We start from the raw sequence: 11,197 nt of genomic DNA on the forward strand, positions 1-11,197 counted from the left end.
CGCTGCGCTGCGGGGTCTCAGCCTTTCCTCTATTTCCCGCAGGAGTCGACCGTCCTCCGCTCCATTTCACTTCATTTTTAAACCTTTTCCCCAAAAAATAAATACGAACAATTATGTAAACTTACCGCATAATCGTTCGTATTTATTGTTAGCTGAAATGTTTATGTCCCAGCCTCTTTTTGCTTTAGTTATAGTACTAAATTTTTTTATTAAAAAAAGAAATGAAGAATGTAGTAACAAATTGCAGCGATGCTTGCTGAAATTGGCAATGTAATTACCCATGTAATAATCATTCGTTGTGCTGTTCCCCATTTAACCCCTTTTAAGCGGTGTGCTGATCCAACACCAAGAATAGAAGAAGAAATAACATGGGTTGTACTAACTGGAAGATGAATTAAAGTTGATCCGAAAATAATCATTGCCCCTGATAAATCAGCTGCAACGCCATTTACTGGTCGGATTTTCATAATATTTCCACCAACTGTTTTAATAATTCTCCATCCACCGACAGAAGTTCCGAGTCCCATTGCAGTAGCACATGCTAATTGCACCCAAAATGGCACATCACCAGTTGAAACATAATTATTAGCTAATAATGCCATTGTGATAATTCCCATTGCTTTTTGAGCGTCATTAGTTCCATGTGTATAAGATTGCAATGCTGCTGTGAATATTTGAAAATAACGGAACCGTCTATTTGTTTTTGTTAAATTTAAATCCCTAAAGAAGAATTTAAAAATGGAGTATATGATAAATCCAACAACAAAGGCGATGATTGGTGAGAGAATCAATGCCTCAATAATTTTAATAAAACCAGTATAATTAAGCGATGAGAATCCAGATGAAGCAATAGCAGCTCCAGCGATTGACCCAATAATTGCATGGGATGAGCTACTTGGTATTCCGAAATACCATGTAACCAAATTCCATATAATTGCAGAAATCAATGCAGCAAGGATAACGAGTGAACCATTTGTTAAAGCAAATGGGTCTACAATCCCCTTTGTAATTGTTTTTGCAACGCCTGTAAATGTCATTGCACCAACAAAGTTCATACATGCTGCCATAATAATCGCATGCTTTGGTTTTAATGCTTTTGTTGACACTGCAGTCGCAATGGAGTTGGCTGTATCATGGAAGCCATTGATAAAGTCAAATGCTAATGCAAAGACAACGATTAATATAGTAAGTATTAATAATGTATTCATTGGAAAAAGACTCCTTACGCGTTCTTCATAATAATACTTTCAAGTGTGTTTGCAACACTTTGACAGTAATCTGCAATCTCCTCAAGATTTTCATAAACTTCTTTATATTGGATAATGCGAATTGGATCTTTTTCTACAGAGAACAGATTTTTAATAGATTGTCGTAAAATGCCATCACATTTTGATTCATGATCTTTAATTCTAATAGCATACTCTCTAATTTTAGGTAATTTCTTTGTTGTAAGTAGGTCTACTGCTTTGTCAATTTCAACTGCACAATTCTTTATTTCTTCCACAAAGCGAAGCATATATTCATCTGCACTAATAATATTGTACATTTCAAATAGTGCTGCAGTATGCTCTAAACCATCTAATACATCATCCATACTCATCGTAAGAGCTAGTATGTCTTCTCTTTCAATCGGTGTAATAAATGCTTTATTTAATTCAGTGATTACTTCATGAACATATGTATCACCTTTTGTTTCGATTTCTTTCATTGTTTCAGAAAAAGTTTTTAAATCGCTAACATTTGTCAATTTATAGTCAGCAAAAAAGTCTGCTCCTTCTTTTAAATTTGAAGCGATATTTTTTAACATAACAGCAAACTTATCTTGTTTTTTAAAAACCATTGCGGTTACCTCCATTAATATATAACAAATTATGACTAAGCCTTACATATTTTATAGGAAACTTGTCGAATAGCCTAGTGTTTTTTTAATAAATTTACAAAATCTTAATATTTTATTTACGAAATTTTAAGAAAATAGCCTTACATATTTACAAAGTTTGCACTAATTTAACATTTTTAGTGATATTCCCTTCGATTTCTCCTTTCCTAACAACCGTGTCCAATTTGTTATTCTAGAATATAGTAATAACATAATTCCTAGGGAGGAGGAGGTACCGTGTTAATCGATGACACGATTCTTATTCGAAAAACACAAGAGACAGAATTAACTTATGTGCGAAAAACAGAAAAAGATCCTACTAATAGTCCTTATATATTACAATGGTCCTTACAGGAACATAAAAGGGCGCTTACAGATAATCCTAATATATTACATTTACTTGTTATCGAAAGATTATCGAATAAACCAGTTGGCTATGTTCTAATAAATGGATTGGAAGATGAAAATGATAGCATAGAAATAAAAAGAATTGCTTTTTCGGAAAAAGGAAAAGGATATGGAAGAAAAATGTTGCACTTAATAAAACAATGGGCTTTTACTGACATGCATGCAAATCGATTATGGCTCGAGGTAGTAGATCACAACTTCCGTGCAAAATCTCTATATGAATCAGAGGGATTTAAGATAGAGGGATTACAACGAGAAGCAATAAAAATAAATAATAATTACCAATCAATTTATATGATGTCCATATTAAGGAAGGAATATCAAGAAAATAAATGAGTATTAAGCGAATAATGGATGTAATATAAAGGAAGAAAAAGGTGAAAAAGTGGAGAAGCAAGTAGTCTTAATAACAGGAGCAAACAGTGGATTTGGTCAATTAATGGCACTAGAATTTGCAAAATCAGAATATATCGTTATAGCATCAATGAGAGATAGGAACAAAGGTAAACAATTAATCGATACTGCAACAAAATTAGGGGTAATATCCAATATTAAGATCACCTCTTTGGATATTACTTCTGCCCAATCGGTAGAGAACTTAACGTTAATGTTGCAGGATATTGGACAAGTCGATTTATTGATAAATAATGCTGGCTATGCTGGAGGGGGTTTTTCTGAGGAAATTCCGATTAATGAATATCAGCTTCAGATGGAAACAAATTTTTTGGGGGCAATTCGTGTAACGCAATGTGTACTTCCTTTCATGAGAGAGAAAGGGAGTGGAATGATTATTAATATGAGTAGTATAAGTGGAAAAATTGGATTTCCAGGTTTATCACCATATGTCTCTTCTAAATTTGCATTAGAAGGATGGAGTGAGAGCTTAAGATTAGAATTGGCTCCTTTTTCTATTCCGGTAATTCTTGTAGAACCTGGATCTTTTCAAACTAATATTTGGACTACAGGAAAAAAGGTAACCGTAAAATCTACCTTGTCTTCTTCTCCATATTTTTCATACATGAAACAATTGGATACATATTTACAAAGAAATAGAATAAAGGATGGAGATCCAATGGAAGTAGCGAAAAAAGTAGTTGCGATCGCTCAAACAAAGCATCCAAGATTGCGCTATGTCATTGGGAAAGGAACGAGAAGTACAATCCTGTTAAAGAACATGCTTCCTTGGAAATGGTGGGAGAAAATCGTTCTATTTATCTTAAAATAAAAATATATTAAGAAGTAGTCTTTTTGTTGTTAGAAGCAAGAAGAGGTTATTGAACGAGTATTTATATGAAAAAGTTAAATCAAAATTATAGAGAAGTATTCAAATAAGTGTTATTATATGGATAATTCTGATTTTGGGGGTGTTTTGTTTGGTCAATAGCATCGAACATAAAGTGAAACTACATAACGGAGTAGAGATACCTCAATTAGGTATCGGCGTCTTTAAAGTAGAAGAAGGAGAGACAGTAATCCAAACGGTAAAAGCAGCTTTGGAACTTGGCTATCGTTCTATCGATACTGCCGCCATTTATAAGAATGAAGAAGGGGTAGGTAAAGCGATAAAAGAAAGCGTTATCTCGAGGGATTCTCTATTTATCACCACAAAAGTTTGGAATGAAGACCAAGGGTATGATTCTACACTACGCGCATTTGAAGCGAGTTTAAAGAAATTGGATTTGGACTATCTTGATCTATATTTAATTCATTGGCCAGGAAAAGATAAATACGTCGAAACATGGAAAGCACTTGAAAGACTGTATGACGAAGGAGTCGTTAAGACAATTGGAGTAAGTAATTTTCAGGAACATCATTTAGAGCATTTGCTAGCAAATGCGAATGAGGTTCCAACCGTTAATCAGATTGAACTCCATCCAAGACTTTCGCAAGAGAAATTAAGGGAGTACTGTCAGCAAAAAGAGATAAAAATTGAAGCCTGGTCACCGATAGCCAAAGGTCGATTAGTAAATGAACCAACCCTTAACTATATTGCAAAAAAACATGGCAAGACACCAGTTCAAGTTATTTTACGTTGGCATCTCCAAAATGGAAACATCATTATTCCAAAATCGATTCATCCAGAAAGAATAAAAGAAAATGCGGAGATATTTGATTTTCAACTTAGCTTGGTAGAAATGGATCAAATAGATCGATTAAATATGAATGAACGACTTGGAAGTAATCCAGATGAAGTGATTTTTTAATTTCTTGCACTTTTATTTATTTAAATAGGAACAAAAGATCTATGCCAAATTATATAATGGTGTAGATCTTTTTTTGAAACATATTATCAAAATCTTCCTAACAAAATGAATGTTTTTAGTAGGTTTAAAAGAATCAAAGGGTGGTAAATATAAGTACAAGCAGATAGTGAAAAAAAACCGTACGGGTAAATAATAAGCTGCAGCATGATTCCTCACTATCTCATGTTAAAAAATTAAACACTATAATAAAAGGAGTGTTATATATGGGATTTCTATGGTCATTAATTATAGGTGGTATTATTGGATGGTTAGCGGGATTAATCGTTGGTAAAGATATTCCTGGTGGAGTAATTGGAAATATTATAGCTGGTTTTGTTGGTGCATGGTTAGGATCATTAATTCTTGGAGATTGGGGTCCATCAATTGCAGATTTTGCAATAATTCCAAGTATTATTGGTGCAGTTATTTTAGTCTTTATTTTAAGTCTAATTATGCGCGGCATGCGTAAAACAACATAAAAGGTATAAAAGGAAAGGAAATGAGCTTTTTTGGCCCATTTCCTTTTTACTTTGTTTCCTTTAAAATTTCTTCCCAGTTTGCATTAGGAAAAATTGGCTGTTTGTCTAATGGAGGTGCAAAGACAGTTATTTCCTCCTTAGAGATAGGATGGATGAATTGTAGTTTTACCGCATGTAGTGCTTGTCGATTAAAAATCGGTTTTCCGCCATATAGTATATCGCCAGCAAGAGGATGATGAATGGAGCTTAAATGAACTCTTATCTGATGGGTTCTGCCTGTATCCAATGAACACGAGATAAGTGTCAGTCCTTCATTTGGCAATTGTTTTATTCGTTTAAAATGGGTGATTGCCGTTTGTCCTGTTTCTGATATTCTTCTTCGGCTTCCGTGGTGCCTATCCTTCCCTATTGGTTTATTAATCGTTCCTTTTTTTTGTGATAAGAATCCTTGAACAAGAGCGATATAGGTTCTTTTAATTTTTCGTTCCCGTAACATATAATCGAGCATGTTTGCGATTAAATCGTGTTTAGCAAACAAAACACAGCCAGTTGTATCCCGATCTAAGCGATGTATATGCTTTAACGGTCTTTCTTCCCCATTCAAAAGTAAATGGTAGGCAACTCCATTCAATAATGAAGACGCATCTTCTGAAGAATGTGGATGTGTATCAATAGAAGCTGGCTTATTAACAACGAGCAGAAAATCATCTTCATAAAGGATTGATAAATCCATATAGGTCGGAATGATATCATTTGGTTGTGGCTGAAATAGTTTTATTTTTAAAATATCTTCCTTCTTGAGCATCGTATTCCAAGGAACATTTTGGTTATTTAACTGGACCTTTTTCTCCATTTTAAACAGATGAATTTGTTTTTTTGATGCCAACAATACCTCTGAAAAGAATGCTTCAATTAATAATCCTTCCCATTGTAGAGGGATTTTGAGCAGAAGCCAATCTCCCTTTTTTTCAAATATCATATAAAATCTCCTTTACTTCTCTATAAGTATACATAAAAAAATAGGTTTAAATTTGACATAGTCATCATATCATGGTTTTAATTACCACAGAAATGGTTTTGTGGGATATGGTAGACTAGTGGTAATAATAGAAACAAAGAGGGTGTGTCATTTCATGAAAGTAGTTTTTGCATCAACACCAACACAAGAGGAAAGAATTGATGAACTGATTCAGACCTTTTACTCGAAGATATTTCCTTTCTATTTTTCAGATAAGGAAATAAATAAGTTTGAACGGTTAAAGGTGCTTACGATCACTCCCGACAAAGCACAGCAATTAAGTACATTAAAAACATCTTATCAAGTAATTGCAAGTCTTCAAACCCTTGTGAATATTTTAGAAGCTCCAGAAGATAAACATAAATATAAACATCTATTTGCTAAAAATGTTCGAATTTTAGAGGACTTGGATATCTTCTTCCCATTTGATTTAGACAATTTTAAACGCAATGAGGATGGAAGTTCCTTCAATCAATCAAATTTTAGTATGTATGCAGAGGCAACTAATCAGTATTTAGTATAAACCTTTTATTGCTTGCACTTATTATTCCTATCTGGAATTAAAATAAGCCGTCGCTTATACCGCGACGGCTTATTTTTAAAGAATTCTATTTCGAAACACTATATTCTTCTAGCCACTGTCTAAATACTTCAGGTTCTTTATAGCCGTTAATTCTACCTACTTCTTCTCCATTTTTGTACTGAACGATTGTTGGGGTTGAATCAATATTGTACTTATCCCATCCTTCTTCGAATTCCCATAGGTTATATTGATCAATCGATACATCTAATTCCTCTGCAAGTGGCATTAATTCTGGTGTCGTCTGTTTACAATACACACAATTTGAACTAAAGAAGTATACGGTAACATCTTCTTCTGTTTTTAATTTTTCCTCGAGTGCATCAGGAACAATAATATTTTGGTAATTTGGATCATCTAATATTTCCATTGTTTCAGGTTCCAAATCCTCTTTTTCATATAAATTTCCTTCTACTGCTTTTTCTTTTTGCATATTAGATAAAAAGGCTACTCCTGCAAATAATATAATAATAAAAACTAAGAAAAAAATTACCTTTTTCATTTATTCATCTCCTTTGTTTTTTTCCAAATGATGATGCTACAAGTAAAGATAATAATAAATCCAACAAGTGCCATGAAGGGGATTGTGATAAAGCCTAGCCAATTTATGTATTCGCCTGTGCAAGGGACTGGTCCACAAGCGGCAGAGCTTTCAAAGATGCTAGCTAATTTTTGTTTCGAGTAATGGTAAATGGAAATGCATGCACCGAAACCTGAAAGAAACATTGTGTAAAAAGTGATTTTATAATCTTTTCGGATTACAGCAATTCCTAAAATAATCACAAAGGGGTACATTAATATCCGTTGATACCAACATAATGTACAAGGCACGAACTCTCTAATTTCTGAAAAGTATAGGCTGCCGAACATACTGAGAACAGATGCAATCCAAGCTAAGTATAAAAGATGCTCTCGGGAATCATTCTTTGTTTTTTCTTCCATACGATTCTCCTTTATTGTCTTTATTCAACCACTTAAAAACATTTTCAATATAGAAAAAGTATAAAGCTATTTGGAAATGATGTAAACAAACTAGTTTTAATGAAAGACAGAGATTATATCTGAAAAAAATGGGGAAATGTAGAAATAGTAAATAGAAAGTAACATTATTTGAGAAAAAAAGAAACATACATAAGGGAGTCAAAGATTATGACGAAATTGGACTTGTCAAAATTTGAAAAGAAATTAATCATACGAAATACGGAATACCAGGATATTGATAAAATTATGAAGTTACAAGCTGAATGTTTTCCCGGTATGGATCCTTGGAAGAAAGATCAATTAAACAGTCATCTCGATATCTTTCCAGAAGGTCAATTTGTAGCGGAATACGATGGGGAAATCATTGGTTCTTGCTCGAGCTTGATTATTAACTTCGACGAATATGATGCAAGACATACTTGGGATGAAGTGACAGATGGTGGTTATATAACAAATCATAATCCAGATGGCTATAATCTGTATGGGATTGAGGTAATGGTCGACCCAGCTTTTCGGAGAATGAAAATTGGCCACCGTCTTTATGAAGCAAGAAAAGAGCTAGTTCGGCAATTAAATTTACAAAGCATTATTATTGGTGGCAGAATCCCGAATTATTATAAATATGAAGATCAAATGACAGCTAGAGAATATGTGCAGGAAGTGCTGCATCATAAAATATATGATCCTGTGTTGTCCTTTCAGCTCATTAATGGCTTTACGTTAATGCGCATCAATACAAACTATTTGCCAGATGATGCACAATCAAAGAGCTATGCGACGATAATGGAATGGAATAATGTAGAATATATGCCAAAATCAAAACGCTTTTTCACGAGCAGCTATCCGGTGCGAATTTGTGTTGTGCAATATATGATGAGACAAATATATAGCTTTGAGGATTTCGCCAATCAAGTAGAGTATTATACAGACGTCGCATCTAATGCTGAATCAGATTTTGTTGTATTTCCAGAGCTGCTTACCTCTCAATTAATGTCGTTTATGGATGAGCGTGTTCCAAGTACAGCCATTAGAAGAGTGACGGAGTATACAGAGCAGTATATTGAGCTTTTTACAAATTTGGCGATTCGATATAATATCAACATCATTGGCGGCTCTCATTTTGTGAAGGAAGATGATGATGAGATTTATAATATTGCTTATCTTTTTAGACGAGATGGGACCATCGAAAAACAATATAAACTACATATAACACCGAATGAGCGAAAATGGTGGGGAATAAGACGAGGAGATGCTATAAGGGTTTTTGATACAGATTGCGGGAAAATTGCCATTCAAATCTGTTATGATATCGAATTTCCAGAGCTTGCTCGAATTGCGACAGATATGGGAGCAAAAATTATCTTTACACCATTCTGTACGGAAGATCGCCAAGGATACTTACGAGTACGCTATTGTGCACAAGCAAGAGCGGTAGAAAATCAAATCTATACCGTTATTGCAGGGACTGTTGGGAATTTGCCGCAAACCGAAAATATGGATATTCAATATGCGCAATCGGCGATTTTTGCCCCGTCCGATTTTGAATTTGCAAGAGACGGAATCGTTGGCGAAACAAATGCGAACATCGAAATGGTCATGATTGGGGATGTTGACTTAGAAATCCTTAGACGACAACGTCAAGGAGGAACAGTTCGCCAATTAAAAGATAGAAGATTTGACGTATATCGAATTGAGTATAAGAAGTGAAAAAAGGGATATTGTACAAATTAAAACCACGGCGTAAACCGTGGTTTTTTGGTGGAATTCTTTTTTCTTACATAGTGGTTGTGTGAATCCAGTCATCTTCCGCTAAATCGTTGGCGTGGTCAATATAGCGCAATAATGAATATAAATGTTTTTCTATGACAGAATAATCATGTTCAAAGTTATAGGCATGTAAAAATTGTTCGATTTTTTTTGAGAGAAAGTTATCCTGGGTTCTTACCATTAATAGGAGAAGATTATCCCATTCTGATCGATGTGTATAGTAAAGGGCTCGATCATAATCTGTATTGTTCATTTTATTGCCTCCTTTGTGGGAAGGAGATGATTATATTATATGAAAAAAGGTTAGAATGTTACCCACTAAAAGTTGGCTATCTTGATTTATAAGGGTTATCTATTTTTACCTGTATAATTTCTCGTGGTAGAAAAGGGAGAAATTTTCTTTAAAGTGAATAAGTAATAACATACATCCACAATATAAAGAAAAAAGGAGTTATTATGAAAAGGCGACTCATTATTTTATTGACAGTATGCTTATTTCTTTATGCTTACCCTAAGCAATATAGTGCAGAATCAATTATTGATGCAAGCAATGAATATACATATGAGGACTATCAGGAAGACATTTGGATTTTGAAAAGTAAATATAAAAAGCAATTACAGGTGCATACGATTGGAAAATCAGAGTTCGGCAGGAAAATCTATGCGATTCAAATAGGAACAGGAGAGAAAAGCGTCCTCCTTTCTGGAGCACATCACGGAAGAGAATGGATAACTTCTTTATTAACAATGAAAATGGCAGAAGACATTGCAGTTAACATGAAAAATGGCGCAAATTATCTCGGTTCTTATTCCATCTGGATTGTCCCGATGATTAATCCGGACGGAGTGACGATCCAGCAAGGAAAAATTAATAAATTCCCGTTTTTTTCAAAAAGAAAAATAAAGAAAATGAATGACGGGCTAGATGACTTTACACGGTGGAAGAGTAACGGACTAGGTGTGGATCTTAATCGACAATATCCTGCTGGATGGGAAAATTTACAGGACTCTAAAAAAGAGCCATCTTATAAAAATTATAAGGGGAAAGCACCATTTGAAGCAAAGGAAGTAAAAGCAATCGTTGAATTGACAGAAAAAATAAAGCCAATCATTGCAGTAGCTTATCATTCTTCTGGCCAGGAGATTTTTTGGCAATATAATAATGGTGTGAATGAAGAAAGAGATCGCATGATTGCAGAAGTGCTTGCACAAGAGACTGGATATAAACTTGGCACTCCACCAAAAGATGCAGTTGGCGGAGGATATACGGATTGGTTTATCAATACGTATCATTTACCTGCGTTTACAATTGAAATATGTCCATTAGTGGATGAGAAGAATCCATCCTTAACTAACTTTCCAGAAGCATGGGAAAGAAATAAAACGATTCCAAGAACTTTAATCGAAGAAGCAAAAAAAATCGATGCGATACATAAAAAAATGCTGGGGGATAAATAATACTAATAAAAATTATTGGAGGTATTTATGAAAACGCGATCCTTATCGATTCTTATTGTTAGCGTCACAGTATTAATAATGGCATTTATGTTTCCATCCCATAATGTTGCTGTACAGGAGTTAGATTATAAAAAATTCGGTTCAATTGCGATTGCCGTAGTAAAAGCGGATTATCCAGAGGAGTCTGTCACAGATTATAAATATTTAGGGAGAAAGAAAATCTCCGCACAAGAAGAGCAAGATTCCTTTCAATTTATTGTAAAAGAGGATGGGAAAGAAAAAACAGTGGTTGTCACTGTTAATCACAGAACACAAGATGATAAATTTATTTCTTTAGTTGTAGAAGAAGCGAAGTCGTAAAAAAAGACCAGAAAGGTCTTTTTT

At 34.1% G+C, this 11,197-nt stretch carries 14 protein-coding genes; 8 read left to right on the forward strand and 6 right to left on the reverse strand.

Features of this window, described 5'->3' with window-relative positions:
- Positions 1–209: 209 nt before the first annotated feature.
- Positions 210–1,208 carry an inorganic phosphate transporter gene (locus ACTNDN_RS14390; protein WP_031535733.1) on the reverse strand — a complete coding sequence of 333 codons (999 nt, stop codon included), beginning with the start codon at positions 1,206–1,208 and terminating at the stop codon, positions 210–212.
- Positions 1,209–1,222: 14 nt separating this feature from the next.
- Complete coding sequence (locus ACTNDN_RS14395; RefSeq protein ID WP_251628420.1) at positions 1,223–1,840, reverse strand: DUF47 domain-containing protein; 618 nt, start codon at positions 1,838–1,840, stop codon at positions 1,223–1,225.
- A gap of 276 nt (positions 1,841–2,116) precedes the next feature.
- On the opposite strand from ACTNDN_RS14395, the gene ACTNDN_RS14400 reads away from it, so the two are divergent.
- The 4 genes from ACTNDN_RS14400 (at position 2,117) to ACTNDN_RS14415 (ending at position 5,009) form a co-directional block, all read left to right on the forward strand.
- The gene (locus ACTNDN_RS14400) at positions 2,117–2,623 is read left to right on the forward strand and encodes a GNAT family N-acetyltransferase (RefSeq protein WP_235251766.1); all 507 of its coding nucleotides are present in this window, start codon (positions 2,117–2,119) and stop codon (positions 2,621–2,623) included.
- Between the two features lie 49 nt (positions 2,624–2,672).
- A complete protein-coding gene (locus ACTNDN_RS14405; RefSeq protein WP_251628435.1) occupies positions 2,673–3,512 on the forward strand; it encodes an SDR family oxidoreductase in 840 nt (279 codons plus the stop codon).
- Between the two features lie 148 nt (positions 3,513–3,660).
- The gene (locus tag ACTNDN_RS14410; protein ID WP_441131340.1) at positions 3,661–4,491 is read left to right on the forward strand and encodes an aldo/keto reductase; all 831 of its coding nucleotides are present in this window, start codon (positions 3,661–3,663) and stop codon (positions 4,489–4,491) included.
- A gap of 263 nt (positions 4,492–4,754) precedes the next feature.
- The gene (locus ACTNDN_RS14415) at positions 4,755–5,009 is read left to right on the forward strand and encodes a GlsB/YeaQ/YmgE family stress response membrane protein (protein WP_031535725.1); all 255 of its coding nucleotides are present in this window, start codon (positions 4,755–4,757) and stop codon (positions 5,007–5,009) included.
- A 46-nt stretch (positions 5,010–5,055) separates the two neighbouring features.
- Here the strand turns inward: ACTNDN_RS14415 and ACTNDN_RS14420 are convergent, their stop codons facing one another.
- Complete coding sequence (locus ACTNDN_RS14420) at positions 5,056–5,988, reverse strand: RluA family pseudouridine synthase (protein ID WP_235251763.1); 933 nt, start codon at positions 5,986–5,988, stop codon at positions 5,056–5,058.
- 154 nt (positions 5,989–6,142) lie between these two features.
- Here ACTNDN_RS14420 and ACTNDN_RS14425 point away from each other — a divergent pair, with 154 nt between their 5' ends.
- Positions 6,143–6,550 (forward strand): DUF5365 family protein, encoded by a 408-nt coding sequence (locus ACTNDN_RS14425; protein ID WP_031535721.1) that lies wholly within the window; start codon positions 6,143–6,145, stop codon positions 6,548–6,550.
- Between the two features lie 85 nt (positions 6,551–6,635).
- Here ACTNDN_RS14425 and ACTNDN_RS14430 read toward each other — a convergent pair whose 3' ends face one another.
- Together ACTNDN_RS14430 and ACTNDN_RS14435 are read right to left on the reverse strand one after the other, a co-directional pair.
- Positions 6,636–7,109, reverse strand: coding sequence for a thioredoxin family protein (locus tag ACTNDN_RS14430; protein ID WP_031535719.1), 474 nt, complete (start codon positions 7,107–7,109; stop codon positions 6,636–6,638).
- Positions 7,106–7,549: a disulfide oxidoreductase gene (locus ACTNDN_RS14435; RefSeq protein WP_031535717.1), complete on the reverse strand. Its 444-nt coding sequence runs from the start codon at positions 7,547–7,549 to the stop codon at positions 7,106–7,108. The genes ACTNDN_RS14430 and ACTNDN_RS14435 overlap by 4 nt, the downstream gene beginning before the upstream one ends.
- A 204-nt stretch (positions 7,550–7,753) precedes the next feature.
- Here ACTNDN_RS14435 and ACTNDN_RS14440 point away from each other — a divergent pair, with 204 nt between their 5' ends.
- Positions 7,754–9,295, forward strand: coding sequence for a bifunctional GNAT family N-acetyltransferase/carbon-nitrogen hydrolase family protein (locus ACTNDN_RS14440; RefSeq protein ID WP_109768306.1), 1,542 nt, complete (start codon positions 7,754–7,756; stop codon positions 9,293–9,295).
- 67 nt (positions 9,296–9,362) lie between these two features.
- Here the strand turns inward: ACTNDN_RS14440 and ACTNDN_RS14445 are convergent, their stop codons facing one another.
- Entirely contained in the window at positions 9,363–9,608 is a 246-nt protein-coding gene (locus ACTNDN_RS14445) for a YhdB family protein (protein ID WP_031535713.1), read from the reverse strand.
- Between the two features lie 203 nt (positions 9,609–9,811).
- On the opposite strand from ACTNDN_RS14445, the gene ACTNDN_RS14450 reads away from it, so the two are divergent.
- Both ACTNDN_RS14450 and ACTNDN_RS14455 read left to right on the forward strand, forming a co-directional pair.
- Positions 9,812–10,813, forward strand: coding sequence for a M14 family zinc carboxypeptidase (locus tag ACTNDN_RS14450; protein ID WP_035416050.1), 1,002 nt, complete (start codon positions 9,812–9,814; stop codon positions 10,811–10,813).
- Between the two features lie 27 nt (positions 10,814–10,840).
- Positions 10,841–11,173 (forward strand): DUF3889 domain-containing protein, encoded by a 333-nt coding sequence (locus ACTNDN_RS14455; RefSeq protein WP_031535709.1) that lies wholly within the window; start codon positions 10,841–10,843, stop codon positions 11,171–11,173.
- The last annotated feature ends 24 nt before the right edge of the window (positions 11,174–11,197 follow it).

The sequence above is a fragment of the Niallia sp. HCP3S3_B10 genome, assembly GCF_052064465.1.
Classification (GTDB): Bacteria; Bacillota; Bacilli; order Bacillales; family Cytobacillaceae; genus Niallia; species Niallia hominis.